We start from the raw sequence: 26161 nt of genomic DNA, 5'->3' as shown, positions 1-26161 counted from the left end.
AGTACGAGTAGGCAGCACGCTCAGCGCAGACTCAACGCTGCGGCCAACCCGCCCCCCGGTTCACGCCGCTGACTCTGCGTCCACTGCGCATTAGTACGAGTGGACAGCACGCTCAGCGCAGACTCAACGCTGCGGCCAAGCCCTACGAAAGCAGCCCGTCGATCAACCGGCGCAGCACGAACCTGATCTCCTTGCGGGCGCGCTTCGGATCGTCGGACATCGCGATCGCCATGGCTGCCTCGTCCAGCGCGCCGATCATCACGGTGGCCAACGGCCGCACCGGTTGCCGAACAAGCTGCCCGGCGCGGATCGCCTCGGTAAGCAGTTGTTCGGTCATGCCCAGGCTGTAGCGCTGGGCCACGTCGCGGAAACCCGCCCAGCCGAGCACGGCGGGTGCATCCAACAGGATCAGCTGACGCACCTCGGGATCGCTGGAGACATCGAGCCAGGCGTCCACCGCGGCCCGGATCGCGTCGGCGGGCGTCGTCGCGCCCGAGGAGGCGACGACGCCCGCCATCCGGGCCATGACGTCCTGCTCCACCGCCTCGACGACGTCGCGGAATAGCGCTGCCTTGTCGGTGAATTGGTGATACATCGCGCCTCGGGTGACGCCGGCCTCCCGCGCGATCTCGGGCGTCCCCACCTCCGCGTAACCCCGCTGCCCCCACAGCTTGCGGGCGGCCGAGATCAGCGCATCACGGGTCGCCGCGGAGCGCTCTTCCTGGGTGCGTCTCTTGATTTCCATACAACCTGTTGGTAACTTACGAACAGACAGCCTGTTTGTAACAATATCTCGAAGTAGGAGCCCATATGCCGACGATCGACATTAGCGCCGGAACCATCCACTACGAAGCAACCGGACCCGACGACGGCCGACCCGTCGTGTTCGTGCACGGGTACATGATGGGCCGCGAACTCTGGCGCCAGGTCAGCCAGCGACTCGCGGGCCAGGGCCTGCGCTGCATCGCCCCCACCTGGCCGCTGGGTGCGCATCCGGAGCCGCTGCGCCCCGGCGCCGACCGCACCATCAACGGCGTCGCCAAGATCGTCGCCGACACGCTGGCGGCTCTCGACCTCGACGACGTGGTGTTGGTCGGCAACGACACCGGCGGCGTCGTTTCCCAACTCGTCGCGGTGCATCATCCCGAGCGACTCGGCGCCCTGGTGCTGACGAGTTGCGATGCGTTCGAGCACTTTCCGCCGCCGATCCTCAAGCCGCTGATCGCGGCCGCGAAGTCCAAGAAGCTGTTCCGCACCGCCGCCCAAGTCATGCGGGCACCGGTTGCGCGCAAGCGTGCGTTCGAAGGACTGGCGCACAGCGACATCGACGCTCTCACCGAGGTCTGGGTCCGCCCGGCGCTTTCCAATCCCGCGATCGTCGAGGACCTACGCGAGTTCACCCTGTCGTTGCGCACGGAAGTCACCACCGGCGTGGCGGCCCGGCTGCCCGAGTTCGACAAGCCCGCGCTGATCGCCTGGTCGGCCGACGACACGTTCTTCCCCCAGGACGACGGGCGCCGGCTCGCCGAGATCCTGCCGAACGCCCGCCTCGAGGTCATCGAGGGCGCGCGCACCTTCTCGATGCTGGACCGGCCCGACCGGCTCGCGGATCTGTTGGCGACGGTCGCCGTGCCCGCCTGAGCGGCGAGGCAACCGACCGCGCAGGCGACGGCAAGCGCAGCCCGGCGCCACGCCAAGATATTTGGCGCGTACCTCCCCGAAAGCGGTCCGGGCGAATTATGATCCCCGTTGTGACGACCCCGTCAAACCCCTGGGGCGACCAACGAAGGCAGCTATCGCGCCAACTACACGTGCGCGGTCAGGTCCTTGGCCGCAGGCGGGCGCGGCGGCTGAGCAAGTGCTTCGCGGCGGTCGGCGTCAACACCAGCCCGGAACGCCTCCAGGAGATGCTGGCCGGCCTGCCGATGACGGACGACGAGATCACCGACCTCAACTTCGCGTTGATCGCAACCCGGTTCAACGACGAGGCACGGGTTGCGAAGTTGCGGCGGCTACAACGACGCGGCAGTCGCTCGCTGATGTTCGCGGGCCTCGTCCTGGTGGTGCTGAATTTCCTGGTCTGCGTCGCCTACGTGTTGTTCAGCCTGTGCCAGCAGGGCGCACTTCCCTAGCTATTTGCGCCTCGCTATCGACAACGTATTTGCGAAGCGCCGGTGTATCCGACCGTCGAATTTGTCGTCGATGAGTGCGGCAATCTCCCGTAGGAATTCGCGCCGCGCATCCGGCTGCATTGCGATTTGTCCCGAATACGTCCCGAGCAGGTCGGTGTACTGCTGCGCCGTAAAGTGGTAGATCTTCGGAAAGGCATTGAAATAGATGTGCTCGAATAGCTCGTCATCCACCTCGGCCGGCCGAAGATCGGCGACGCGGGGCAGACGAAACTCACCACCGTCACCATTCGATGTGTATTTGTCGTAGATCGGTTGTGAAGCCCTGAGGAAATCGTCGCCGCTCTCGTCCGATACATCCTCGCTGCGAATCACCGCCAGATGGCCACCGGGCTTGAGCAATTCGTGTGGCTTGGTGAACTTGATTTCCGGCCTTATCCAATGAAATGACGTTGCCGCGTACACCAGGTCGTAGCTATTTGACGGTAGCTCCACTTCTTCGAAGGCGCCCGTGATGATCTGCACTGCCGGAAAATCGCGCAGCTCGCGGCGCGCAACTTCGGCCAAATTGGCGCCCAACTCGACCGCCGTTATTTCGAACCCACGCGAGGCGAGCGGTTTCGTCGCCTGCCCGGTGCCGGGTCCAATTTCCAGCAGCCTGGCGCCATCCGTGAGATTAGTGGCTGAGACCAGCGCGTCACACAGTTCTTCCGGATAGGGCCGCCGAGCCGCGTTATACAGCTCGGCTCCCGCATCAAAGGTGCGACGAAGCCTCAGCGCATGCTCCAAACCCGGGTCCATAACCCGAATGCTAACCGCCGCTACAGCTCGGGATGGTCGATCAGCTCGCTGATCCCGCCCACGCCCAGGCGCTCGCGGAAAGCCTGCGCCGTGTAACCGATGACGGTCGCGTCGGTACGCGCCCGCACGGTCGCCGACCGCGGCATGTGAAACAGCACGCCCATCTCGCCGAAGTAGTCCCCGGTCTTGGCGACCTTCACCAATTCCTCACCGCCGTCGGCCAATTCGCGAACTATCTCTAGTTCGCCCTCGGCGACCAGGTAGATCAGCTCGCCCATCGTGGACTGCTCGAACAGCACCTCGCCGGCCTTCAGGCGCACGGTCTCCGGCGGCCGGTTCGTCGTCGATGCGACCGTCGGCGTCAACTCGACGACGCGATCGGCCAGCGGCAGCATCCGGCTGTCGTGCGTGGCCACCACCACCACGCGTTCGCCCTGCGCCAGCGACCGGATCAGTCGCAGCACCTCCTCCACCTGAATGAAGTCCAGGTGGGCGGTCGGTTCGTCGGCGAGTATCAACAGCGGATCGAGCGCGATCGCGCGAGCGACCGCGACGCGTTGCTGCTGTCCGCCGCTCATGTCGCCCGGCTTGTGCTTGATCCGCTCGCCCAGATTGACGCGCGTCAATAGCTCCTCGGCCTTTTCGCGTGCGTCCGCGCGCGACTGCCCGGCCGCCCGCAGCGGCACCATCACGTTCTCCAGGGCGGTGAGGCTGGGAACCAGGTTGAACGCCTGGAATACGATCCCGACCTTATTGCGCCGGTACTGCGCCAGCGCCTTGCCCTCGAGCTTGGTGATGTCGGCGTTGTCGAAAGTGATTTCCCCGGATTTCGGGCGCAGGATGCCGCCGAGGCAGGACAGCAGCGTCGTCTTACCGCAGCCGCTGGGCCCGAGCAGGATGACCAGCGACCCCGCGGGCACGTCGAGGTTCAACCCGTTGATCGGGCGCACCGCGTACCCGCCGCTGGAGTACTCGACGACGAGATCTTTGATGTTCAGATCGCTCATCGGTCAGGGTCCTCCAAAGGCGAGCGCGGGATCGACGGCCACCGCGCGCCGGAAGCCGGCGAGACTGGCCAGCAGGCCGATCAGGATCGCGGCCAGCGGTAGACCCAGGTAGGCGCCGGGCGACACCACGACCAGCATGGGAAACGTCGGCGCGAGCACCAGCGAAAACAGCACTCCCAACACGGCCGCGAGCAGCGTCACGATGACGGCCTGCAGCGCGAGGCCGGCAAGGATCGACCGCGTCGGCACCCCGATCGCCTTGAACACCGCGAAGTCCCGCAGGCGCTCCAGCGCGGACAGGTAGACCACCGACCCGACGATCAGGATCGCCACCACCGACATCAGTCCGGCCACGATCGTGATCGAACCCGCTGCGACCTTCACCGGGCGCAGCAAATCGGCGGCGCCGGCCGCCCGGTTGACGGCCTGGAAGCCGTCGGGCAGGTGCTGGGCTGTGCCCTTGACCGCGATCGAGGAGATGATCGGTTGCCCGTTGAACGACAAGAGTTGTACGCCGCGGGTGGTCAGGAACACGTTGGGCGTCTTGGCCAGCGTGGTCGAATTCGGCACGATGCCCACGACTCGCAACGTCCGCGCGCCGACCTGAATCTCCTCGCCGACGTGCCGCTTCAGCTCGCTCGACACGGCGACCTGGTCCGGCGTCGACGGCGCATCGCCTTCCGACATGTGTGGCATGCCGAGCCCCGTGCCGGGGGCCCCGAAGACCGTGACGTTCCGTCTTGAGGTGCCGTCCACAACCGTCGACGACGCGCAGGCCAGCGGGACCGCCTCCGCCGTCGGACCCAGCGCATCGCGAGCCCGGCTCAGCTCGGCCTCGGCAAACGGAGTGGCGCCCAGGAACGGCCCGGCGGCGCCGGATTTGATCACAAATGTGTCGACCCCCATGGAGTCGACGCTCCGCTCGGCCTCGACCCGGAAGCCGTTCGAAAGCCCGATCAGAACCAGCGTCATCGCAAAGATCAGTCCGGTGCTGATAATCGCAATGACAAGGCGCCGCCTCCGCCATTGCATATCACGCAAGGCCGCCAACAACATGTGGTGAGGTTACCGATCTGGGACCGCCGAGGGGTTCGGTTTACCTATTGTTTTTTGTCCCGTCCGCAGGCCCTCTGGCCTCGGCATATAGCGTGACCGCCATGGCAGACGAGACGCCGCCCCTGCAAGGCCGTCGGATCCTGGTGACCGGCGCGGCGACGGGTATCGGTGCGGCCGCCGTGCGGGTTCTCACCGAGGCCGGCGCCGAGGTCGCCGCGACGCACCACCGGACACCGCCGCCGGACGATCTCGAGGCGAAGTGGCTGCAGTGCGACGTGCGCGACGCCGACGCCGTCTCGGCGATGGTCGGCCAGGCGGCCGGGGAACTCGGCGGGCTCGACGTCCTGGTGAATGCCGCGGGCCTGTGGCAGCCGGGCGTGCCCGGCTATGTCAGCGCCGACGAGATCTCGTTCCTGTTGGACACCAACGTGAAGGCGACGATCCTGACCAATCAGGCTGCGTACGCCGTGATGAAAGACCAGCGGCCCAAAGGCGGCCGGATCATCAACTTCGGTTCGTCGGAAGCCGTCGCCGGCAGCCCGATCTCTGCCGTCTACGCGGCCACCAAGGGCGCGGTGCAGGCGTGGACGCGATCCGCGGCGCGCGTCTGGGCCGCCGACAACGTCACCGTCAACGCCCTCGCGCCCGCGGTGCAGACACCCGGCGCCGAGCGGCTGCGGGATTTCCTCGGACCGGACGCCAGCGCCCTGATCGACCAACAGCTCAAGACGATGATTCCGCTCGGCGGGGCGCTGGGTGATCCCGTGCGCGACGTCGGGCCGATGCTGGTATTCCTCGCCGGATCCGGTTCGGGCTTCATCACCGGGCAGCTGCTGGCGGTGGACGGCGGGCTGATGATGGTGGGCGCCTAAAGGTGGCGAGCAGACGCAAAAGCCCCTCAATTTGGCCAATCGGGGACTTTTGCGTCTGCTCGGCGGGCTCAGCGCAGCCCCGCGTGAATTGACGCGGATCCCGACGGCGAAGTTGACTGTCGACTCGCGCCGATAAAATTACGCGTGCAGGCAGATCGGGAGGGCATTTCATGGGTGCGTTCGCGCTGAACGGCGCGTTCGGCCGACGCCGCCGACGTGCCCGCCCCCGGTTACGGGACGGAGGCGTCCTCGCGCTGGCCGCGGTGGTGTCCGGCTGCACGGTGGTGACGGAGGGTACCGCGGTCCCGGCGCCTGATCTGGGGCATGATCCTGCGCAGGTGAAGGTAGCGGCACTGGAGGGACTGCTGCTGCCGGCGGAGCAGCTGAACGGGTTACTGAACGCGACTGGCCTGGTGGCGAAAAATACTTATACGACGATGTCGCGAGGCGATACGACGTCCAACGATTGCGCGGTCACGTGGCGTACGGCATGGGGACCGGCGTACGAGGGGAGCGGCTGGATTGCGGTACGCGACCAGTTCGTCGGAAACGGCTCCAACGCCGGGACCCAAGTGAAGGTCTTCATGGCGGTGGCGTCGTTTCCGCTGCCGATCGATGCCGGCGCGTTCTACCGCAGACAGGTGGCCGCCTGGCGCACCTGCAACAACCGCCGCCTGGAGGAGCGCTATCTCACGGACGCACCCGCGAAGGACTTCTTCAAGTTCGGCGAGGCCAGCGAACACGACGGAATGCTCACCATGCCCTCGACTCAGGACGACTCCCGCGGTTGGGGATGCCAGCGGGCGCTGACGGTGCGCAACAACGTCGCGGTCGACGTCGCTGTCTGCACCGATCATCCCGTCGACCAGGGCGAGACGGTTGCCAAGGCGATCGCGGCGAAGGTACCGGTGAGTTAGATGCCGAGGATCGGCGGTAATGCGTGCGCTGTACTGGCGGCGCTGGCGTGTGCGGGCGTCGCCGTGGGGTGCTCGACCACGGTCACGGGCACTGCGCGCGCGAGACCGGCCGCGGACGGGAAGGCTCCGGTCGTGACCCCCGCCGGTCTGGACGCATTGCTCCTCTCGGACGGGCAGGTCAGCGACATCGTCGGAATCGCAGGAATGGTGACATTCGATCCCTACAACGGCATTCCGCCGCCGGTGGGCGAGACATACTCGGATCCGTCGTGCGCGGAAGCCGTCTGGAACACGATGTGGACGGCCTACAACGGGACGGGCTACACCGGGGCCGTCGGACGCAAAGTGGCCGAGCCGGCCAACAATCACTCTTCGCATATCGATCAGGGCGTGGTGTCGTTTCCCAGCGCCGATGCGGCAGCACGGTTCGTGGTACGTGTCGGTCTGACGTGGGATCGCTGCGCCGGCACGCACATCAGCTCCACCGATCCGCCGCCGGATGGGAAGACTCACTGGTTCACCGTGGGGTTTCCGCGCATCTCTGACGAAATCTCGACGGTGGTCGACACTGTCGAGGGCGGTGAGGGGCGCACGATGGCGCACGCGATCGCGTCGCGGTCCAATGTGGTGATCGATGTATACGTGGCGGGCATGGCTATGACGGCGGCGACAGCATCGGCCTTGGTCAATGCAATCGCCGCCAAGATGGCGCACTGATAGGGGGGCGACGGGTGACTGGTTGGTCGGGCGGGGGTTTCGGTGGCCCTAACCCCGTGGGCGGCGGCCCGGCGGGCGACCGGTGGGCTCCGCGAGCGCAAGGCCCGCACCCGCAGCCGCCGGTGGGCTGGCAGCCGCCGGTCCAGCCGGGTGCGGCCTGGGCACCGGGGCCGCCGCCGGGAATGCCGGGGCCGCCGCCGGGATTGCCGGGCCCGCCGCCGGGTTGGCCGGCGCCGCCTATGCGTCGGAGCCGAAAACCATTGTGGGTCACACTGGGTGCCGGCAGCGCGGTGATCGTGGTGGTCGTGATCGTGTTGGTGATCACGCTGGTTGGCCGCGCCGGCCATGGCGGCGCGGGCTCGGCCGCCGATGCCGTCAAGGGCTACTTGTCGGCGCTGGCGCATGGCGATGCCGAGGCTGCGCTGTCCTACGGCTCGGATCAGCCCGCCAGCAAGGAGTTACTGAGTGATGACATCCTCAAGAAGCAGATCGCCCGGTGGCCGATCAGCAACGTGCGGATCCTCAACGACGACTCGTCGGGGTCCAGCCTCGGGTTCGCTCAGGTGCATGTGGTTGCCAACTTCGGAGACCAGGTCTCTGACACCACCTTGCAGGTGAAGAAGGACCACGGCAGCTGGAAGCTGCCCGCTGCTGCGATCCAGATCAAACCGGACACGATGATCAGTTCTGACGCGACGGCCAAGACGGTGACGTTCTTCGGCAAACCGCGCGGACAATCCACCGTGTATGTGTTCCCGGGCTGGGTCGACGTGGCCAGCAGCAATCCGTATATCACGGTGACGGCCAAATCTCTGCTGCTGGATCAGCTCGGGTTGTTCGGCCAGGCGTGGTTACAGCCGACGTTCACCTTGTCGGACAGCGGCCGCAACGCGGCCCGCGACGAACTGCGTGCTCAGCTGGCCAACTGCCAGAGGTCCAATCAGCTTTCCCCGCCGGGATGCCCGATGAATGTCAATCCGCGCGGCCTGGTCGAGGGCACCGCTACCTGGGGGCCCGCCGACATCAGCGACGTCAATTTCGATAGCTTCGACCCCTATCGGCTGGAACTGCGGTTCTTCGGCGAGGCCAAGGCACCGATCACGGTGAAGACCACCGAAGGATCTACGCGGCTCGGTGACGTCACCCAGTTCTTGTCCGGCACCGCTGATATGGCCAAAAGCCCACCGGCGCTGAGTTTTCACTGAACCCACCCCATTTTGCTGATGTGAGAAGGCCCATGACCACTGCTGCCGCTCGGGTGCAACCCAGCCATCAAGACATCGACGCCGCGCAACGCTGCATCGGCGCGCTGTCGCAGGCGTTCGCCACCAAAGTTGTGGGACAAGACAATTTGCGCGAGTCACTGCTGATCGGGCTGCTGGCCGGCGGACATGTGTTGATCGAAAGTGTTCCGGGGCTTGCCAAGACGACGGCGGCGCGGGTGATCGCGGAATCCATCCACGGCCACTTCGCGCGCATCCAATGCACACCCGACCTGTTGCCCAGCGACATCCTGGGCACCCAGATCTACGAATCCGCCACGAATTCCTTTGCCACGCAACTCGGCCCGGTGCACGCGAACATCGTGCTACTCGACGAAATCAACCGCTCGAGCGCCAAGACGCAGAGCGCGATGCTGGAGGCGATGGAGGAACGCCAAACCACCATCGCGGGAACGGTGTATCCGATGCCCGAGCCGTTCTTGGTGATCGCCACCCAGAACCCGGTGGATCAGGAAGGGACCTACCCGCTGTCGGAGGCCCAAACCGACCGATTCATGCTCAAAGACATCCTGCGCTATCCCAGTGCCGCTGAAGAAGTCGAGGTGATGGCCCGCCGCGACGCGGGCATCTACGACAAGAACCGGGCCCCGAACGCGGTGATCACCCTTGACGACGTGCGGCGCATGCAAGCGGTGACGCGCAACATCCACATGGATCCCGCGCTGATCCACTACGCCAGCCAACTGGTCGCAACGACCCGCACCCCAGCCGCGCTGCCCCCGCAGGTGGGCCGATTCATCGAGTACGGCGCCTCGCCGCGCGCCACCATCGCGTTCTGCGAGAGCGCCCGCGCGCTCGCCTTGCTGCGGGGGCGCAATCACGCACGGCCCGAAGACATTCAGCACATGGCGCACCGGGTGCTCGCTCACCGGTTGATCCTCAGCTTTGAGGCGGCTGCCACCAAGGTCACCCCGCACGCCGTCGTGGACGCGGTCCTGCAAGTCGTGCGGGTGCCCTGAAAAGCCATGGGAGTGCTGCTGAACCGGGCCAAGTCGTATTTCGGCACGGATACGCGCGGCTTGCTGGAAGGGGGCCGGTATGCGCTGTTGCACACCCGCAGCCTGGAATTCGACGACCTGCGCCCCTACGTGGCGGGTGACGACATCCGCGACATCGACTGGAAGGCCTCGGCGCGCACGGGATCGGTACTGATCAAACGCTACGTCTCCGAGAAGCACCACAAGATCCTCCTGATCGCCGATGCCGGACGCAACATGTCGGCGCTGGCGCCCGGCGGAGAGATCAAGCGCGACATCGCCATGCACGTGATGGGCGCCATCGGATTGATCGCACTGGGTCGCTCCGATGAAGTCGGTCTGGTCTACGGGGATTCGGGGGGCAGCGCCAACATTCGCGCGCGCCGCGGGGAAACCCACATCGAAAATTTGCTGCACCGCTTCTACACCCACACCTTCGCCCGGCCGGGCACCAGCGACATCATCACCCAACTGAATTATGTTGCCGCTAACTACCGGCGCCGGATGCTGGTCATCGTGATCTCGGACGAACCCAACCTCGACGGCCGCCTCGGCGCAGCGCTACAGCAGCTGTCCGGACGTCACAACCTGCTGTGGGCAATGATTTCCGATATGCCCGCCGTCGGCTCCGCGGAGGGAGAGCGCGACGGCTACGACGTCGCCACGGGTGCCTACGTTCTCAACGGCGCCACCCTGGGGCCGCGCATCATCGACGCTTACCGTCGCCGTGAGGCGGCCCGCGTCGCCGCACTCGAGGACTTCATGACCACCCGGGGGATCGGCATCGGCCGTATCGGCTCGAGCAGCGAGATACGCGCCAGGATCGTCGCGTTGACCGAGGCGGTCGCCCATGCCGGGTGATCTGTTGCGTTACCTGGGTGGACCCATCGGATTCTCCGGATGGTGGTGGGTTGTCGCCGCATTGTGCGTCGCGGCGATCGTCGGCTACTACGCCGCGGTGTACCTGTGGACGCTGCCGGCCGCGCGGCTGCGCGGCATCCCCGTGATCCGCGACGTGCACGCGCGGCTGCTGCGCCGACGCTTCACCCGCACCATCACCGCCATCACCGGCCTCTACCGGGCCGGCCAACTCTCCGGCGCCCAGACCGCGGCGGCGATGAGCCACACGCTGCGCAGCTTCCTGCAGCTGGCCACCGGCGCGCGAGTGCAATACATGCACATCGGCGACATCAGCGTCCACGACCAACTCGCGCCGGCTGCAGCGGTGTTCGCCGCACTGGGCGATGCGCAATTCCGCACCGAACCCGTCGACATCGACCGCGTCGCCCACGCAACGGCGGAGGTGATCCGGACATGGACCTGAGATGGGCGGCTGTCTTCATCGTCGGGCTTATCGCCCTGACGGCGGTGGTAGCAACGGGGATTCTGGCGCCCACGGCAAAGTTAACTAAGGTCTTGCGGCCGTTGGCCCACGTCGAACGCCTCACCGAGATGCCTGAATACGCCCGCGTGGCGCGTATCCAATTCTGGTCGATGCTGATCACGCTGGCGCTGCTGGTGGCGGTCTTCGCCGCGGCGCTGCTGACAACGTCACGCCCGGTCGGCTTCTCCTCGGCCAGCCGCAATTTCGAGGCCGTCCACCCCGAAGACATCATGGTGTGTGTCGGTCAGCCGGTCACCGACCCCACCACCGCGGGCTACCTGAACTACTTCGACCAACAAGTCAAAACTTTTGATACGCAACGTATCGGCCTGACCTCACCCACGCTGCGGGTGCTGCCGTTGACCCGCGACTACGCTTATGCGGGCTCGCAGTTCAGCCGCTACGCCGACATGGCTACCCTGCAGCACCAACTCGACACCGACAAACAACTGCCGGGGCCCCAGGCCCAGGAGCTGCGCGCGGGCATCAACGACTTTTCCCGCGAAGTCACCTACGTCGACTACGCGCGCAGCGTGCAGGACATCCTGGCCTTATGCCTCACCGGATTTCCGTCCTTCGAGGACAAAAGCACGCGGCGGCGCTCGTTGATTTATCTGGGCTACAGCAACTTTCGAGCACCTACCGAAATGCGACCGTCGCTGTTTTCTGATCAGCGGGTCAAAGACATGGCCACTCAGGCCGGCATCCAGATCAACATCATCAACCGCGCCGATGTGGTCAAATCCCCCGAGTCGTCCAACCAGGCGCTGGCCGCGATTGCCGCCGCCACCGGAGGCCGCTACAGCGTGTACAACCCGGCGGGCACCGCGTCGGCCAACGCCTCGAGCACCGATCCGACACTGGCTGCGTTGCTGGACAAGATTCGCGCCAATCAGCCCAACGTGGTGCTGCCCAGCGGCACCGTCGTTACCCGCCGGTCCTGGGACTACCCCAATGCGCCGCTGCTGTATTCGCTGGTCTTTGTTGGCGCGTTGTTCGTCTCACTGGCGGTGCTGCGCCGATGACCTTCCAACCCATCGTTGCCCCAGCACTGCTGGTGACGGTCGCGGTCGTGTTGATCGGGATCCGGATGGCCGCCTTGTACCGGGTCTTGGTGCGCACCGGCACCGGACGTTACCGAAGAGTGGTACTGCGATGGGGCGCTCTCACCGCGGCCGGGCTGCTGCTGGTGCTGGCCGCTGCCCGCCCCGGATTTGCCCATGAGGACCCTCATGGACGGGCGGCCAACAAATCGGTTCCCGGTTCGGCCAACGCCAACGTGTTCTTCGTCGTCGACCGCTCGGTGGACGGGCGCGTGGAGGACCACACCGACGGCAAGTCACGCATGTCCGGCATCCGCAGCGACATCGCTGCGCTTATCGACCAATATCCGCGGGCCAGGTTTGCGGTGATCTCGTTTGCGTCCAAGGCAAGCATGGAGTGGCCGCTCTCCGACGACGTGTGGAGCCTCAAGCCCTTGGTGAAAGGTTTGTCCGCCTATACCGAATCGGCGCCCAACGCGATGTTCGAGGTCAATGTGGGCGCCGCGGGCACTCTGCTGCGGACCAAACTGGCCGAGGCCGCCCAGCAATACCCGGACTCCAAGAACCTGGTGTTCTATTTCGGAGAAGGCGCCGGCGGATCCCGCGCGGCTCAGGACGGCTTCGACCTTCCGCACGGATCTGTCGCCGGCGGCGCCGTTCTCGGCTACGGCACCCCGGCCGGCGGCCCCATCCCCGAGGGCTTCGTCAACGGCAATCTGGTCTACGAGTGGGACCAACAAACCAACCGCGCCGCCATCTCCGGGCTGAACGAGGACGCACTGAAAGCCATCGCGGCCGAACTGGGTGTGGCGTACTTTCATCGCGACAACAGCCCCATCACACCCGTAGTACCTGCCGTCGACTTGACCGTCCCCGGCTCCCACTCGCCGGTGATCGCATCGCTGACCCTCGAACGCACCGAACTGTATTGGCTGTTCACTGGCCTGGCCGGCGCCTTGGTCCTCGCCGAGACCTACTGGACGCTGAGGGAATTCCGCCGTAACCGCCCGCCGCGACAGGTGCGGCTGTGATGCTGCGACGCGACCCACGCAACGCTGTCCGCCGCGCCCGCCAGCGAGTGGAGTGGTGGTGGCAGCGCGGACCCACGCGGCTGCGGCTTCGCCGCCGGCTCGTCGTGTACTCCCTGCCCGCCGCAGTGCTCGGACTGATCGCGATCGTCAAGATCACCTCCGCCATGCTGGCCGGCAACGCCGCCGTCTCCGACTTCGCACGCCACGACATCGACGCGCTGCGGGACGACGTCGCCACCCTGCGGCGCTTGAACATCATCGAGCCCGGCCAAGTGCCGTTCATCGCCGGCGACCTTGCTGTCCTGGAAGGCAACCTCGACACAGCCGAACGCGAATTCGACGCCGCCCTGGCACGCGCGGACGCCGCCGGATCGTGCCCGGTGCGGGTCAACCTGGAGTTAGTCCGCGAAACCAAAGGTGATCTGGCCGCGGCAAAAGGCGACATACCAGCCGCCGAGCAACGCTACAGAGCCGCACTGCAACTGGTCACCAGCGCCCCGCCGCGCTGCTTCGCCGACAACACCGACCCCAACCCGGACCGACGCCGGATCCGCCAGGACACCGCGACGCGCCTGGCCGAAAAGATCAAAGCGCTGCACCTGCCACCTGCGTCGCCGGGGCCGCCGCAGACCGCCAACCCGCAACCGCCGCCCACCTCGCTCAGCCCGACGGCGCTGCCACCGCCACCGCCTCCGGGGGCGACCTCCTCGCCCACCCCGCCGCCCCCGCCGCCCAGCCCCAGCAAAGGACCCGTCATAGGGCCCGGTGGCGGCGGCCCCGACCGTCCGGGGCCGATCAACGACGTCAGCCCTGACCGGATCCCCGTGTCCGGCGACGGCCCAGCCCCCGCTCACCGGCTCGGCACCGGCGATCCGCTCGACCAACTGCAGAACACGCTCGGTGACGCCGACTCCACCGGATCCAGCGGTCACCCCACGACCCAAGGCTCGCACGCATAGCCGGCAATCCCGCTCAGCCGTGGTTTAGCGCACGGGCTCCGCGGGCTGGCCGGTGGTGGTGACCCGGCCGGCAATCTGGTCGGCGGTCGGCCGGGTGGCGTAGACACGCTCGGCGGTCATCAGATCGTCGTCGTTGAAGCCGAACACCGCCCACAACCGCACCTCGAACGGACCGCCGCCGGTAGGCGTGCCGCGCAACCAGAACTCGATCTGCACCTGGCCGTCGTCGAGGTGGGTGAGTTCGATCAACTCGTTGCGCTGATCGGGCACCAAGGAGCGACCTTCGAGCCAGTACTGCATCACGTCGTCGGCGCCGTCGATCACCGTTCCGTCGGGCAGCTCGTAGCGGGCGTGGGCGAACGTCGCCATGGTGCGGTCCCACTCCTGCACGTTCTCACTCTGCATGTGCTCGATCACGACAGCCTCGCGGCGCGCTCGCCGATCCGGGTCGGTCATTGGGGTGCCTCTCGTTCGATGTCGCTCACCACGTAGCCGATCTGCGCGATCTGGCCGAAAGACTCACGCCAGACAAATTACCACTTACTTGCTTGCTGTCAAGCATGTTTAGATGCAACACTATCTACCATGGGCGACACCGCGACTCGGCCGAGACGCACCCAGGCGCAGCGCCGCGCCGCGGCTCGCGACCGACTGCTGCAGGCGGCAGCGGAACTCATCGCCGAAGGTGGCTTGGCCGCACTCACTTTGGCTCAGGTGGGCGAGCGCGCGGGCTACAGCCGGGGCATCGCCAACCACCACTTCGGCACCAAGGCGGCGCTCATCGAGGAGCTGATCAGCCAGGTCGAGCAGGAGTTCGTCGCCGCCACCGCGCCCGTGCGAGACCTGGGCGCCAGCGTCGACGAACTGGTCACCACGTCGTCGATCTTCATCGGGTTGCTCGAAGACCTCCCCCCCATCCATCGCGCGTTCCTGGTGCTGTGGGCCGCCGCGGTCGCCGACGACGACCTGCGGGCGCGGATGACCGCATCCGACGCGACGTTCCGGGACGCGGTACGGACGGTCGTCGAACGCGGCCAGGCGCGCGGCGAGGTCGACGGCACTCTCGATGCCGGCACGTTCGCGGTGCTGCTGCTGGGCCAGTTGCGCGGCCTGGCGCTCCAGCACCTGATCGCCGGAGGCGACATCGACCTCGTCCAGGTTCGTGGGGGCCTCGAGGCGGCCGTTCGCGGACTCCTGCGACCGCCCGGACAGCGGGCATCGCGATGAACCCGGTGCTCATCGTCGGCGCCGGGCGACTACATCGAACGAATCCTGCTCGACGCCGTGTACGCGACCGGCCCGGTCGACGTGCGGCGCATTGAGCGCAGGATTGCGGGAACCATGCCACGATGAGGCATGACCAGGCCGGGAAAGCGGGGGTGAGTTGACGACAAACAAGGCCGTCCGGCCCACCACCGCCGACGTTGCCCGCCTGGCCAGCGTGTCGACCGCAACGGTCAGTTATGTGCTGAATAACGCAGAGGGTCACAGAATCTCGGCGCAGACCCGGGACGCGGTCTACCGCGCCGCGAAGCTGCTGGGTTATCGGCCCAACCTTGCTGCACGCAATCTCGCCCGCGGCAAGAGCGGTGTGGTGCTGTACGTGGTGCCGCACGTGGCGGTCGGCGAGATGCCGATGCAGGCCGGCAGCCGGATGACCACCGAACTGGCGCGGCTGGGCCTGCTGCAGGTGCAGATCTTCGAAACCGAGGACGACCAGCATGTCGTCGACGCGATCGAAAACCTCGACCCGGTCGCGGTCACCAGCCTGTTCCCCCTCAGCGCGGCCGCCCTGGCCGCGGTGCAAAAAGCCGACATCCCCTACATCGAGATCGGCACGCTGCCCGCATTGAAGGATCCGCACCTGGCCGTCGGCGAGATGCGGGTCGAACATCTCGTCTCTCGTGGTCACCGGGAGATCGCCTTTGCCTATACCGGGATCGCGAAATGGCGTGCGCTGGGCGACTACTGGTTCGAGGGCATTTCGCGCGCTGCGCAGTCCCGCGAACTTGCCGAGGTGCGCGTCGCCGAGGTCGCCGTCGACAACGCGGCGGACGTGGTGACCGGCTGGGTGCGTGCCGGGGTGACGGCGGTGTGCGCACAAAGCGACGAGATCGCCTGTCTCCTGCTGTACGGGATGCACCAGGCGCGGCTGGACTGCCCAAGCGATCTGGCCGTGATGGGCGTCGACGCCAGCCCCATGGGAGTGGTCAGCACACCACCGCTGACCACAGTGGAATTCAATCCGCATGCGGTCGCCGACGCCGCGATCGCCGCCATCTACGACCGGTTGGGATACCCGCCGCCACCGTCTCCGGACCTCACCGACATCGCCCGACTCATCGTCCGATCCTCGACGTAAGCACCGCGTTTAACCGGCACTGGCGATCCTCGGCAGGGTTAGAATTTAACGTGAAATAGAAAATGATGTTAGCATCGTCGCTGTCACGGCGGGCCACCGAACGGGAAGCCCGCGAAAGGAGCCCTCGGGGTGAGCGTCTCCAACGATGCCAAGGTGGCGACTGCCGAACAGCTCTACCACGCGCTGGCCGCCGGGGACCGCGCGGCGTTGTCAGCGCTGCTGGAACCGGATTTCGTCGGTCACGCCACCGAGGGCCTACCGCTGGACATGGGTGGACGCCACGACGGGCCCGAGGCCATGCAGCGGAACCTCTGGTGGACCATCGGGCGTCACTACGAGGTGCACGCGCAGCCCGATGAGTTCCGCCTGCTGGACGACGGCCGACTCTTCGTGGCCGGACATTACCGGGGCCGGGGCCGCAACTCGGGCCGACCGTTGAATGCGGCGTTCATCCACGTCATCGCGTTCGCCGGGGACGGGCGGATTTCCGGACTGCATCAGCTGACCGACAGCGCCGCCTGGGTGCAGGCACTCGGTGACGATGCGGATTTGCGCACCATCGACTATTCGGTGACCGACGGGGTGGCGAGGGTCTGCCTGAATCGGCCGGACGTTCGCAACGCGATCGACATGCGGATGAGTGAGGATACGCTCACCGTGGCCCGCCGCATCGCCGACGACAATTCCGTTCGGGCGGTGCTGATTTGCGGCAACGGGCCCGCGCTGACCGTCGGCGGCGACATCGACCACTTCCTTTCCCGTTCTGACGAGCGGTTCGGCGCGCTGTTCGCGCAGATGACCACGCCCTTCCACGAGGCATTTCGGGTGCTGAGTCGCATCGATGCACCGATCGTCACCGCCGCCCACGGAGCCGTCGCCGGCGGTGGACTCGGTTACGTGTACGCGGCGGACCTGGTCATCGCCGCCGAGGACGCCACATTCGTGACGGCGTTTGCCGCACTGGGACTTTCGGGCGACGGCGGCGGTACATGGCATCTGCCCAGGCTGATCGGACCGCGTCGGGCCGCCGCGGCATACTTGCGCAATCGGCCGATCGATGCCGCCGAGGCATTGGAATGGGGACTGATCAACGAGATCGTTCCGGCCACCGAACTACGCTCCCGCGCTGAGACTCTCGCGAGAGAACTCGCCGGTGGCCCCACCCGCGGCTTCGCGCACATGCGTGCGTTGCTTCGCGATTCGTGGTGCAACGACCTGTCGACCCAATTGCGCGCCGAGACCGACGCGCTTCGGCATACCGGCGACACGGCCGACGCGGCCAACGCCATCCACGATTTCACGGCCCGGCGCCGCACCGACTTCATCGGAAAGTAGGACATGGGACTCATTGCGGACTCGTTGGAACACAGAGCCATTCGAGAGAGCGTGGCCGGCATTGCCGCCCGTTACGGTGCGCAGTACTTCACCGAACGCGGGCGGTCCGGCGGTGATACGCGGGAGCTGTGGCGCGATCTTTCGGCCGCGGGCCTGCTGGGGTTGCACCTACCCGACGAATACGGCGGCGGCGGGGGCGGAATGGCGGAAGCGGTCATCGTCGTCGAGGAGCTCGCCGCGCACGGAATGCCGTTGCTGGTCTGGGTGATCTCCCCGGCGATCTGCGGCAGCATCCTCGCCCACCACGCGTCCGCGGAGATGAAGCAACGCTGGCTGCCGGTTATCGCCGACGGATCCTCGATCATGGCCTTCGGCATCACCGAACCGGACGCGGGCTCCAACAGCCACAACGTGAAGACGACCGCACGGCGCACCGCGAACGGATGGACGATCACCGGTTCGAAGTACTACATCTCCGCGGTGGATCAGGCCGACGCGATCCTGCTGGTCACGCGAGACGCCGACCACTCGACGGCCGATAGGAGCGCGCTTTCGCTCTTCGTTGTTCCGACGGACAGTCGCGGACTGTCCTTCCAGCAGATCGAGACGTCGATCGTGTCACCGGACCGGCAGTTCACCGTGTTTCTCGACGACGTCGAGGTCGGTGAGGACGCGCTGATCGGCGTCGCGGGCAACGGACTGCGCCAGGTGTTCGACGGCCTGAATCCGGAACGAATCCTGGTGGGCGCCTTGTGCGGTGGGATCGGACGCTACGCCATCGACAAGGCCTGCGAGTACGCCACGCAGCGGCGGGTGTGGTCGACACCGATCGGTGCGCACCAGGGAATCGCGCACCCCCTCGCAGAGGCCCACATCGGCGTGGAGCTGGGCAGGCTGGCCACCGCGCGCAGCGCCGAACTCTTCGACGCGGGCGAATCCGCCGCCGAGGCAGCCAATGTCGCGAAGTTCGCCGCCTCGGAGGCGGCGCTCAAGGCGCTCGACCAGGCGATCCAGACGCATGGCGGCAACGGGCTGTCGCACGAATACGGACTGTCCGAGTTGTGGTTCGTCACGCGCCTGATGCGCACCGCTCCCGTCAGCCGAGAGATGGTGCTGAACTTCATCGCCCAGTCATCGCTCGGGCTGCCCCGCTCGTACTGATTCGGAGGAAGCGTCCATGACCGCAAGGGATTTCGATGTCGTCGTCATCGGCGCCGGCGCCGGCGGCCTGTTCACCGCCGCGCGGCTGGCGCGTCTCGGCTACCGCACGCTGGTGGTGGAGCGTCTCGACAAGGTCGGCGGACGCGCCTCCACCGACGAGATCGACGGCTTCAAGATCAACAACGGCGCCATCGTCATCGAGATCGGTGGCATCACCCAGCAGACCTGCGAGGAGGTCGGCGCGCCGTTCGACATTCGCGAGCCCAAACCGCCGCTGCTCTACCGGATCGGCGGCAAGGACGTCGACGTCACCGGCGGAGGCTGGGGATTCTTGTTGAGCAAGCTCACCCGTCAGGGCGCGAAGCTGTTGCAGGGGATCGGCGCCGCCCGCAGCGACTCGGGCTTACCCGAAGACGAGATCTCCACCGCGGAATGGGTCTCGCGGTACACGAAGAACGAAGGCGTGCACGGGATCTTCCGCAACATGTGCGCCTCGATCTTCGCCGTGGGATCCGAGGACCTGCCGGCCCGGGTGTTCCTGACCTACTTCACCCGTAAGAGCGCGTTCAAGCGGTTCGGCTTCCATCCCGAAGGCACCATCGGCTTGTGGCGAGGTCTGGCCCGCGCCATCGAGACCCACGGGGGCCAGGTGTGGCTGTCCACGCCGGCCGTCAAGATCATTTCCGACGACGGCGTCGTCGCGGGCGCGCAGGTGCTGCGCGACGGCGCGGTGGTCACCGTGACGGCGCCCGTGGTGGTAAGCGACGTCGGTCCGGCCGCCACGATCAAGCTGCTCGGCGAGGAACATGTCCCGGCCGACTACCAGGATTTGGTGAAGAACGGCGACCGGCCCACCGCGATGATCTCGGTCAACTTCGCGAGCCGGGACAGGCTGGTGGACGTGCCGGGAATGTTGAGTTTCGCCAAATCGCGGCGACTGGCCTACATCGCCAACTTCACCGACCTGTGTCCCGAGATGGCACCGCCCGGCTGGCACCTCTATGTGGGCACCGCGGTGCCCAGGCCGTCGCTCGGTGAATTCGACGAAGCGGCCGAAACCCAGTTGCTGCTGCAGGATCTGCGCGAGGCGATCGACCGCTTCGACGAGCGCGCCACCATCGTGAATATTGCCGTCACCAAGGGTGATTGGCCGCCGCAGCGGGCGGTCGCCGGGTTTGACCTGCCCCACGACACACCGATTGCGGGTTTGTGGAACGTCGGCGACGCCGTCAAGGAATACGCCAACGGCGGCACCACCGCGTGCGCCGAAACCGCCCAACTCGTGGCCGACAAGATCGCGGCGGCGCACCGGCCCGCCACGCGGGCCTAGCGGTTTCTGCCCTCCGGCGCTCGCGGCACCCAGACTGGACATCAGTTGGTTAAGCGCATAACCTACGGGATTGACGAGTCGGCTGCTCGAGGAGGAGTGCCCATGACGGTGCGGGCTGTGCTGGATGAGATTCGCGACCGCCCAGGCACCGGTGACGTGATTCCGATCATCGATCCCGCCACCGAGGAGCAGATCACCGAGTTCACCGACTGCGGCCCCGAAGCCATCAATGACGCGGTGGCGCGGGCGAAGGAGACCGCCGAGTCAGGCGTGTGGTCCGGCATGGCCGACTACGACCGGGCCAAGGTGCTGTGGCGGGTCGCCGACCTGATCGACGAGAACTCGGAGATCCTGGCCGAGCTGGAGTCGCTCAATGCGGGCATCCCGCCGGCCCAGGCGCAGATCATCACCAAGGTCGGATCCGAGTGGTTCCGCTACTACGCGGGCTGGTGCACCAAGATCGACGGCATCGCCCGCGACGTGAACACCGGCGGCCTCACCGGCATCGACTCGCACATGCACACCTACACGTTGCGGGAGCCCTACGGCGTGGTGGGACTGATCTTCCCGTGGAACGGGCCGGTGTTCAACTTCTGCGCCAAGCTCGCGCCGTCGCTGGCCGCGGGCTGCAGCAGCGTCGTCAAACCGGCTGAGGAGACCCCACTTTCGGCCCTGGTGCTGGACCGGATCCTGGCCGAGGCCGGGGTGCCCGACGGCGTCGTCAACTTGGTGAACGGCTACGGCCACACCGCGGGCGCGGCCATCACCGCACACCCCGACGTCGAAAAGGTCGCGTTCACCGGTTCGACGGAGGTCGGCCGGGCGATCGTGCACGCGGCGGCGGACAGCAACCTCAACAAGGTCACGCTGGAACTCGGCGGCAAGTCGCCGGTGCTGATCTACGACGACGCCGACCTCAACATGGCCATCCCGATGGCGTCGTTCGGCACCTTCATCCACTCCGGGCAGGCCTGCGTGTGCGGATCGCGCATCTTCGCCCAGCGCGGCGTCTACGAGCAGGTCGTCGAAGGCATCGCCAACATGGCCAACAACATGCTGCTCGGCGGCCCGCAGGACGAGGGCGCCATGGTCGGCCCACTGATCAGCCAGAAGCAGCTCAACCGCGTGCTGGGCTACATCGACCAGGGCAAGTCCGACGGCAACGAATTGGTCACCGGCGGACACCGACTGGACCGCAAGGGCTACTTCGTCCACCCCACCGTGGTTACCAACGTCGACCCCGCGACCAGCCGGCTGTTCCAGGAGGAGATCTTCGGACCGGTGGTCACGATCCTGCCGTTCGACGACGACGACGAAGCGATCGCCCTGGCCAACGACAGCACCTACGGCCTGGCCGCGACGGCCTGGACGTCGAACCTCGGCCGCGCACACCGACTGGCCAAGCGGCTCAAGGCCGGAACGGTGGGACTGAACTGCCAGATGCAGTTCGACCACTCCATGCCGTTCGGCGGCTACAAGCAGTCCGGTTGGGGCTACGAGTCCGGCAAGGCCGGCATCGAGACCTATCTGCAGACGAAAATCGTCTGGGCGCAGATGTAATCGGGCGCCCGCAAACGCCGAGCCTCTAGTCGGCGGGCTCGTAGCGCAGCATCGTGACGTCGTGCTCCGGATAGTCGACGAAGACCGGCCGCACCCGCATACCGATCTTCAGGTCAGCCGGGTCGACGTTGACCATCTCGGTGGAAAACCTTGGCCCCTCGTCCCATTCGACGATCGCGAGGAGCTGCGGAACGGCGTCGGCGAAGTGCGGGCTGACCGGTCGGCGGGCCACGGTGAAGGAATACAACGTGCCGAGGCCGGAGATCTCACGCCATTCCAGATCATTGGCCAGCGTCCGGGGCGCGCGCACCCGCGGGTAGAACACGTAGGACTGCGTGGACGGAGAGTACTGGATGACGATACGGTGCTCGGCCAGCGCATCCCAAAATGGAGCGCTGGTAGGCGTTTTGACGGGCATCGGCCGTTCGAAATTCATCGTCAGTCCCCTTGCAGGATCAGCGTGGTCTGCTCGGACAGGATTCCGCCGTTGCCGGACACGAACGCGCGGTTGCAGTCCGGAACCTGTGCCGCGGCCGCGCGTCCCATGATCTGTCGGGCGGCGTCGCAGACGTGGTGCATTCCACCCGCCAGCCCCGCTTGCCCGAAGCCCAGTTGGCCGCCGGCCGTGTTGAGCGGGAAGTCGCCGCGGAAGGTGAGGTCGTGGTCGGCCACGAATTCCATTCCCTTGCCCTTTTCGCAGAAGCCGGCGTCCTCCAGCGACAGCAGCACGGTGATGGTGTAGCAGTCGTAGATCGACACCATATCCATCTGGTCGCGCGTCAAATCCGTCATGGCAAAGGCGGTTTCGGCGGCCTCCGCGATCGGCGTGTGCAACAGGTCGTTCGCGTAGGTCGGGGTCTTGAACGGCACGTGTTCGCCAAATCCCCTGATCCACACCGGCCGGTTCCGGGCCCGGCGGGCGAGGTCGGCATTGGCGACGACGACGGCGGCGCCGCCCACGCAGGGCATGACGATCTCCAGCATGTGCAGCGGATCGGCGATCACGGGGCTGGCCAGCACGTCCTCGACGGTGAGCGGCTTGTCCTTCCAGATCGCGCCTTCGGTGTGGTTGGCGTTGACCCGCTGGTCGACAACGATCTTGGCCATGGCCCGTTCGTCGTAGCCGTAGATCGCCGCATATCGTTGCGCCACTTGCCCGTACGGGCCGTTCTGGCCGAGGTTGCCGTAGGGGATCTCGAACTCAGCCTGCGGAGAACCGTATTGATTGCTCGACGATCCGAAGAACATCGCGTCGACCAGCGGCCGCGGCTTCTTCTTGGACGACGGCGTGATGTAGCGGGCTGGGAGGGCGCACAGGACGGCGTCGCAGATGCCGAGTTCGACCGCGGCGGCGGCGCGCCACACCATGGCCGCGGCACTGGCTCCCCCGAGGTCCACCAGCTCCGCGAATCGCGCTGGCATCCCCAGGTATTCGGCGATGGTCGAGGGGACGAAGATCTGCGACTCGGCAAGGTGCGACGCCACGACGCCGTCGACGACGTCGCCGGGCAGCCCCGCATCATCGAGCGCCGTGGCGGCGAGTTCGGCCCATTGCTCGAGAACGAACGGCGCGGGTGAGGCCTTGTTGAGCCGCTCCGGCGGCAGCTCCACGTAGCCGACGATCGCGGCTTCTCCGCGTAATCCCATGTCGTGTCCTCGTCTCCTGAACTCGTCTCGGCCCACTGTCGTTCTCGGCCATCGTTCCCAAGCTGACACCCAACGCGCCCCCGGTCACGGGGGCCCGCTTGCAGTCTCCCGAGCAGACCAGATCAGTCCGGCGGCTCCTGCTCCGCTTCCGTCTCCTGAACCTGTTCTCGCTCAGTCTCGTTGCCCGGCACGCCCTGCGCCCGGCGTTCTTCGGCCACACTCTCCTCGAGCCTGTCGACAGTGTCCTCGAGCTTTTCGTCACGTGGATTGGACTCCATACTCAGAGGTTACGACGAAAGTGGCTCTCAATGGGATCCCGATCGTGGCCCTACTTGCGCGGGAGACCCAGAATCATCTGGGCGATGATGTTCAACTGGATCTCCCGGGTTCCGCCGCCGATCAATTCGGCGGGTAGGTGCAGATAGGGCTCTACGATGGCGGGTTCGGAATCGGCGACCATCGCCAGCCGCCCCGTCAATTGCAGCGTCGCCTCGAATGTGCGCCGCAGCAAGACATTCATCGCCACCTTGGCGATGCTGGACGTGGCCCCGGACGGCTGTCCATCGAGCAGGCGGATGGTCTCCCGCACCCCCAACGCCCTGATCGCGTTGGTGTAGGCGTCGAGTTCACCGAGGGCGAGCAGGGCATCCTCGCGGTCCGGTCCCGCCTGCGAGGCGAGTCGTCGCAGAGCGGCGGCCCGGTCGAACTTGACGTAACCGCTGATCGTCGAACGCTCTTCGGCCATGGTGGCGATCGCCAGGTTCCAGCCGTCGACGGCGTCACCGAGCAGCATCTCGTCGGGGATGAACACGTCGGTGAGGAATACCTCGTTGAAATGCGCCTCTCCGGTGGCGGTCTTGATCGGCTGGATCTCGATGCCCGGCGATCGCATGTCGAGGATGAAGTAGCCGATGCCGCGGTGCTTGCTGGCTGCCGGGTCGGTGCGGGCCAACAGCGCGCCGAAGTCGGCGCGGTGCGCGACCGAGGTCCAGATCTTGTGCCCGTTGATCTTCCAGCCGCCGTCGACCTTCGTCGCGCGGGTCGCCAGCGCCGCGAGATCGGAGCCCGCGCCGGGCTCGCTGAACAATTGGCACCACGCGATCTCGCCCCGCTGCGTCGGCGGTATCAGCTTCTCCTGCAGATCCGTCGACGCGGCGCGGATCATCGAGGGCAGGATCCACTCCGCGATGCCCAGCGACGGCCGGACCAGGTCGGGTCGCTTGGCGAACTCGTCGTCGATGATGAGCTGCCGCAACGGGCCCGCGTCGATGCCCCAGGGCGGGGCCCAGTGCGGCGCGATCAAGCCCGCCTCGGCGAGGAGCGTGCGCTGCGGCCCGGTCTTGAAGTCTTCGTAGTCGCCCTGCCGTCCGGGCTGGTCGTTGGTCAGCTTCAGCGCCGCGTCCAGGGTCTCCGCGACCAACGCCCGGAAGTCCGAATCCGCTTCTCCCAGATTCACCGACATGTCGCGCTGCACAGCGCTCGTCAGCCGGCCCAACCGGCGCGCCCAGCGGTTTGCCGGCCCGATCGACGCCGCCAGGCTGATGGCTCGCCGCCAATACAGGTGCACGTCGTGTTCCCACGTGAAGCCGATGGCGCCGAACATCGTGAGCGCATCCAGCACGAGGTCCGGCACCGGCGAGATCGCGATCACCGCCGCGCCCGCGGAGGCGATTCGGTGCTGATCGAGCGATTCGTCAACGGCCCGCACCGCGTCCCAGGCCGCCGCCGTGGCCAGTTCGCTGCTGATCAGCAGCATCGCCGCGTTGTGCTGTAGTGCCTGGAAGGTGCCGATCACCTTGCCGAACTGCTCCCGGATGCGCAGGTGCGCCGTGACCGCTTCGACACACCACTGCGTGATGCCGGCCGTCGTACCGGCCACCAGACCCACCACGACGGCTTCGGCCCGATCGGGGTCGATACCGGTGAGGACGCCGGACTCGGCCTCGGGATGTTCGGTCAGGCGCAGTCGTCCGACGTCGGTGACGATGTCGGTGCCGGCTACGGCTTCGATTGCGGCCGTGTCCTTTTCGGTATCAACCGGGATCCAGACGACGTGGCCGTCCGGATCGCGCGCCGCCACCACGATGACGCGGGCCGACCGGACGCCCTCGGTGACGTCGGAGGCACCGGAGACCAGCCACCGCTCGCCATCCCGACGGGCGGTGAATTCGCCGTTGTCGGACAGGATGATCGCGGCGGGAACACCCTCCGCGAGGCGGCGCAGCAGCGAGTCGGCCGACGGCGTCGGGTCGGCGAGCAGCGCGACCGCTCCCGCGGCGACCGTCGGGAGCAACGGCCCCGGCAGCAGCGCCTTGGCCGCCGATTCCAGCACGCACGCGGCGTCGATCAGCCGCCCACCCTGGCCGCCGACCCGCTCAGGTAGGTGGACTGCATGAAAGCCGTTCGCGACCAGCGCATCCCACCACGCCGGCAAGACGCCCGCGGCGAGCGCGTCGAAGCTGTCCCGCGTCGCGGCGACTGGAGCGTGACGGGCGGCGAACTGCCCGACGGCGGCGCCGAGCTCCTGCTGCTCCGCGGTCAGACCCAGGCTCACGGCGCCCGCCGCCCCGCGGGCGCGGCGGTGAAACCC

The 26161-nt window shown here is 66.8% G+C and carries 27 protein-coding genes; 18 read left to right on the top strand and 9 right to left on the bottom strand.

What is annotated here, in order from left to right; translation table 11 throughout:
- Window positions 1-142: 142 nt before the first annotated feature.
- Window positions 143-745 carry a TetR/AcrR family transcriptional regulator gene (locus AC5Y5V_RS02275; protein WP_499930962.1) on the bottom strand — a complete coding sequence of 201 codons (603 nt, stop codon included), beginning with the start codon at window positions 743-745 and terminating at the stop codon, window positions 143-145.
- A 65-nt stretch (window positions 746-810) separates the two neighbouring features.
- Here AC5Y5V_RS02275 and AC5Y5V_RS02270 point away from each other — a divergent pair, with 65 nt between their 5' ends.
- The gene (locus tag AC5Y5V_RS02270) at window positions 811-1641 is read left to right on the top strand and encodes an alpha/beta fold hydrolase (RefSeq protein ID WP_499930961.1); all 831 of its coding nucleotides are present in this window, start codon (window positions 811-813) and stop codon (window positions 1639-1641) included.
- Window positions 1642-1751: 110 nt separating this feature from the next.
- The gene (locus AC5Y5V_RS02265) at window positions 1752-2132 is read left to right on the top strand and encodes a hypothetical protein (RefSeq protein ID WP_499930960.1); all 381 of its coding nucleotides are present in this window, start codon (window positions 1752-1754) and stop codon (window positions 2130-2132) included.
- On the opposite strand, the gene AC5Y5V_RS02260 is transcribed toward AC5Y5V_RS02265, so the two are convergent.
- The 3 genes from AC5Y5V_RS02260 to AC5Y5V_RS02250 are packed head-to-tail and all read right to left on the bottom strand — an operon-like array spanning window position 2133 to window position 4993.
- Complete coding sequence (locus AC5Y5V_RS02260) at window positions 2133-2930, bottom strand: class I SAM-dependent methyltransferase (RefSeq protein WP_499930959.1); 798 nt, start codon at window positions 2928-2930, stop codon at window positions 2133-2135.
- Between the two features lie 20 nt (window positions 2931-2950).
- Entirely contained in the window at window positions 2951-3937 is a 987-nt protein-coding gene (locus AC5Y5V_RS02255; protein ID WP_499930958.1) for an ABC transporter ATP-binding protein, read from the bottom strand.
- Window positions 3938-3940: 3 nt separating this feature from the next.
- Entirely contained in the window at window positions 3941-4993 is a 1053-nt protein-coding gene (locus AC5Y5V_RS02250) for an ABC transporter permease (RefSeq protein WP_499930957.1), read from the bottom strand.
- A gap of 101 nt (window positions 4994-5094) precedes the next feature.
- On the opposite strand from AC5Y5V_RS02250, the gene AC5Y5V_RS02245 reads away from it, so the two are divergent.
- From AC5Y5V_RS02245 to AC5Y5V_RS02200, 10 genes are all read left to right on the top strand, one after another.
- Entirely contained in the window at window positions 5095-5865 is a 771-nt protein-coding gene (locus AC5Y5V_RS02245; RefSeq protein WP_499930956.1) for an SDR family NAD(P)-dependent oxidoreductase, read from the top strand.
- 170 nt (window positions 5866-6035) lie between these two features.
- Window positions 6036-6782 carry a sensor domain-containing protein gene (locus tag AC5Y5V_RS02240; protein WP_499930955.1) on the top strand — a complete coding sequence of 249 codons (747 nt, stop codon included), beginning with the start codon at window positions 6036-6038 and terminating at the stop codon, window positions 6780-6782.
- Window positions 6783-6914: 132 nt separating this feature from the next.
- Window positions 6915-7499, top strand: coding sequence for a sensor domain-containing protein (locus AC5Y5V_RS02235; protein WP_499930954.1), 585 nt, complete (start codon window positions 6915-6917; stop codon window positions 7497-7499).
- A gap of 260 nt (window positions 7500-7759) precedes the next feature.
- Window positions 7760-8704, top strand: a complete 945-nt coding sequence (locus tag AC5Y5V_RS02230) for a hypothetical protein (protein WP_499930953.1) — start codon at window positions 7760-7762, stop codon at window positions 8702-8704.
- Window positions 8705-8736: 32 nt separating this feature from the next.
- Window positions 8737-9741, top strand: a complete 1005-nt coding sequence (locus AC5Y5V_RS02225) for an AAA family ATPase (RefSeq protein ID WP_499930952.1) — start codon at window positions 8737-8739, stop codon at window positions 9739-9741.
- Window positions 9742-9747: 6 nt separating this feature from the next.
- Complete coding sequence (locus AC5Y5V_RS02220) at window positions 9748-10620, top strand: DUF58 domain-containing protein (protein ID WP_499930951.1); 873 nt, start codon at window positions 9748-9750, stop codon at window positions 10618-10620.
- A complete protein-coding gene (locus tag AC5Y5V_RS02215) occupies window positions 10610-11083 on the top strand; it encodes a hypothetical protein (RefSeq protein ID WP_499930950.1) in 474 nt (157 codons plus the stop codon). Before AC5Y5V_RS02220 ends, AC5Y5V_RS02215 begins: the two co-directional genes overlap by 11 nt.
- Complete coding sequence (locus tag AC5Y5V_RS02210; RefSeq protein WP_499930949.1) at window positions 11074-12168, top strand: hypothetical protein; 1095 nt, start codon at window positions 11074-11076, stop codon at window positions 12166-12168. The genes AC5Y5V_RS02215 and AC5Y5V_RS02210 overlap by 10 nt, the downstream gene beginning before the upstream one ends.
- A complete protein-coding gene (locus AC5Y5V_RS02205; protein WP_499930948.1) occupies window positions 12165-13217 on the top strand; it encodes a vWA domain-containing protein in 1053 nt (350 codons plus the stop codon). Before AC5Y5V_RS02210 ends, AC5Y5V_RS02205 begins: the two co-directional genes overlap by 4 nt.
- A complete protein-coding gene (locus AC5Y5V_RS02200; RefSeq protein ID WP_499930947.1) occupies window positions 13217-14176 on the top strand; it encodes a hypothetical protein in 960 nt (319 codons plus the stop codon). Before AC5Y5V_RS02205 ends, AC5Y5V_RS02200 begins: the two co-directional genes overlap by 1 nt.
- A gap of 24 nt (window positions 14177-14200) precedes the next feature.
- Here the strand turns inward: AC5Y5V_RS02200 and AC5Y5V_RS02195 are convergent, their stop codons facing one another.
- Window positions 14201-14632, bottom strand: coding sequence for a nuclear transport factor 2 family protein (locus AC5Y5V_RS02195; RefSeq protein ID WP_499930946.1), 432 nt, complete (start codon window positions 14630-14632; stop codon window positions 14201-14203).
- A 129-nt stretch (window positions 14633-14761) separates the two neighbouring features.
- On the opposite strand from AC5Y5V_RS02195, the gene AC5Y5V_RS02190 reads away from it, so the two are divergent.
- The 6 genes from AC5Y5V_RS02190 to AC5Y5V_RS02165 all read left to right on the top strand — a co-directional run bounded on the left by AC5Y5V_RS02190 (window position 14762) and on the right by AC5Y5V_RS02165 (window position 21924).
- Complete coding sequence (locus AC5Y5V_RS02190) at window positions 14762-15403, top strand: TetR/AcrR family transcriptional regulator (protein WP_499930945.1); 642 nt, start codon at window positions 14762-14764, stop codon at window positions 15401-15403.
- A gap of 157 nt (window positions 15404-15560) precedes the next feature.
- Window positions 15561-16538, top strand: a complete 978-nt coding sequence (locus AC5Y5V_RS02185) for a LacI family DNA-binding transcriptional regulator (RefSeq protein ID WP_499930944.1) — start codon at window positions 15561-15563, stop codon at window positions 16536-16538.
- A gap of 129 nt (window positions 16539-16667) precedes the next feature.
- Complete coding sequence (locus AC5Y5V_RS02180) at window positions 16668-17873, top strand: enoyl-CoA hydratase-related protein (protein ID WP_499930943.1); 1206 nt, start codon at window positions 16668-16670, stop codon at window positions 17871-17873.
- Between the two features lie 3 nt (window positions 17874-17876).
- Window positions 17877-19034, top strand: coding sequence for an acyl-CoA dehydrogenase family protein (locus AC5Y5V_RS02175; RefSeq protein ID WP_499930942.1), 1158 nt, complete (start codon window positions 17877-17879; stop codon window positions 19032-19034).
- Between the two features lie 16 nt (window positions 19035-19050).
- Window positions 19051-20364 carry a phytoene desaturase family protein gene (locus tag AC5Y5V_RS02170; RefSeq protein WP_499930941.1) on the top strand — a complete coding sequence of 438 codons (1314 nt, stop codon included), beginning with the start codon at window positions 19051-19053 and terminating at the stop codon, window positions 20362-20364.
- 102 nt (window positions 20365-20466) lie between these two features.
- On the top strand, window positions 20467-21924 hold the full coding sequence (locus AC5Y5V_RS02165; protein WP_499930940.1) for an aldehyde dehydrogenase family protein: 1458 nt from the start codon (window positions 20467-20469) through the stop codon (window positions 21922-21924).
- Between the two features lie 25 nt (window positions 21925-21949).
- Here the strand turns inward: AC5Y5V_RS02165 and AC5Y5V_RS02160 are convergent, their stop codons facing one another.
- The 4 genes from AC5Y5V_RS02160 to AC5Y5V_RS02145 all read right to left on the bottom strand — a co-directional run bounded on the left by AC5Y5V_RS02160 (window position 21950) and on the right by AC5Y5V_RS02145 (window position 26125).
- Window positions 21950-22360 (bottom strand): Zn-ribbon domain-containing OB-fold protein, encoded by a 411-nt coding sequence (locus AC5Y5V_RS02160; RefSeq protein ID WP_499930939.1) that lies wholly within the window; start codon window positions 22358-22360, stop codon window positions 21950-21952.
- A gap of 2 nt (window positions 22361-22362) precedes the next feature.
- Entirely contained in the window at window positions 22363-23571 is a 1209-nt protein-coding gene (locus AC5Y5V_RS02155; RefSeq protein ID WP_499930938.1) for a thiolase family protein, read from the bottom strand.
- A 122-nt stretch (window positions 23572-23693) separates the two neighbouring features.
- Window positions 23694-23849, bottom strand: a complete 156-nt coding sequence (locus AC5Y5V_RS02150) for a hypothetical protein (RefSeq protein WP_499930937.1) — start codon at window positions 23847-23849, stop codon at window positions 23694-23696.
- A 50-nt stretch (window positions 23850-23899) separates the two neighbouring features.
- A complete protein-coding gene (locus tag AC5Y5V_RS02145; RefSeq protein WP_499930936.1) occupies window positions 23900-26125 on the bottom strand; it encodes an acyl-CoA dehydrogenase family protein in 2226 nt (741 codons plus the stop codon).
- Window positions 26126-26161: the final 36 nt, after the last annotated feature.

Source organism: Mycobacterium sp. NGS68, assembly GCF_059812195.1.
This window is presented reverse-complemented; position numbering and strand designations above follow the sequence as displayed.

Bases quoted from the DNA above. Each gene is read 5' to 3' on its own strand.
- AC5Y5V_RS02275 (WP_499930962.1), bottom strand. From the start codon at position 745: ATGGAAATCAAGAGACGCACCCAGGAAGAGCGCTCCGCGGCGACCCGT.
- AC5Y5V_RS02270 (WP_499930961.1), top strand. From the start codon at position 811: ATGCCGACGATCGACATTAGCGCCGGAACCATCCACTACGAAGCAACC.
- AC5Y5V_RS02260 (WP_499930959.1), bottom strand. From the start codon at position 2,930: ATGGACCCGGGTTTGGAGCATGCGCTGAGGCTTCGTCGCACCTTTGAT.
- AC5Y5V_RS02255 (WP_499930958.1), bottom strand. From the start codon at position 3,937: ATGAGCGATCTGAACATCAAAGATCTCGTCGTCGAGTACTCCAGCGGC.
- AC5Y5V_RS02250 (WP_499930957.1), bottom strand. From the start codon at position 4,993: ATGTTGTTGGCGGCCTTGCGTGATATGCAATGGCGGAGGCGGCGCCTT.
- AC5Y5V_RS02245 (WP_499930956.1), top strand. From the start codon at position 5,095: ATGGCAGACGAGACGCCGCCCCTGCAAGGCCGTCGGATCCTGGTGACC.
- AC5Y5V_RS02240 (WP_499930955.1), top strand. From the start codon at position 6,036: ATGGGTGCGTTCGCGCTGAACGGCGCGTTCGGCCGACGCCGCCGACGT.
- AC5Y5V_RS02225 (WP_499930952.1), top strand. From the start codon at position 8,737: ATGACCACTGCTGCCGCTCGGGTGCAACCCAGCCATCAAGACATCGAC.
- AC5Y5V_RS02220 (WP_499930951.1), top strand. From the start codon at position 9,748: ATGGGAGTGCTGCTGAACCGGGCCAAGTCGTATTTCGGCACGGATACG.
- AC5Y5V_RS02215 (WP_499930950.1), top strand. From the start codon at position 10,610: ATGCCGGGTGATCTGTTGCGTTACCTGGGTGGACCCATCGGATTCTCC.
- AC5Y5V_RS02210 (WP_499930949.1), top strand. From the start codon at position 11,074: ATGGACCTGAGATGGGCGGCTGTCTTCATCGTCGGGCTTATCGCCCTG.
- AC5Y5V_RS02205 (WP_499930948.1), top strand. From the start codon at position 12,165: ATGACCTTCCAACCCATCGTTGCCCCAGCACTGCTGGTGACGGTCGCG.
- AC5Y5V_RS02200 (WP_499930947.1), top strand. From the start codon at position 13,217: ATGCTGCGACGCGACCCACGCAACGCTGTCCGCCGCGCCCGCCAGCGA.
- AC5Y5V_RS02195 (WP_499930946.1), bottom strand. From the start codon at position 14,632: ATGACCGACCCGGATCGGCGAGCGCGCCGCGAGGCTGTCGTGATCGAG.
- AC5Y5V_RS02190 (WP_499930945.1), top strand. From the start codon at position 14,762: ATGGGCGACACCGCGACTCGGCCGAGACGCACCCAGGCGCAGCGCCGC.
- AC5Y5V_RS02175 (WP_499930942.1), top strand. From the start codon at position 17,877: ATGGGACTCATTGCGGACTCGTTGGAACACAGAGCCATTCGAGAGAGC.
- AC5Y5V_RS02170 (WP_499930941.1), top strand. From the start codon at position 19,051: ATGACCGCAAGGGATTTCGATGTCGTCGTCATCGGCGCCGGCGCCGGC.
- AC5Y5V_RS02165 (WP_499930940.1), top strand. From the start codon at position 20,467: ATGACGGTGCGGGCTGTGCTGGATGAGATTCGCGACCGCCCAGGCACC.
- AC5Y5V_RS02160 (WP_499930939.1), bottom strand. From the start codon at position 22,360: ATGAATTTCGAACGGCCGATGCCCGTCAAAACGCCTACCAGCGCTCCA.
- AC5Y5V_RS02155 (WP_499930938.1), bottom strand. From the start codon at position 23,571: ATGGGATTACGCGGAGAAGCCGCGATCGTCGGCTACGTGGAGCTGCCG.
- AC5Y5V_RS02150 (WP_499930937.1), bottom strand. From the start codon at position 23,849: ATGGAGTCCAATCCACGTGACGAAAAGCTCGAGGACACTGTCGACAGG.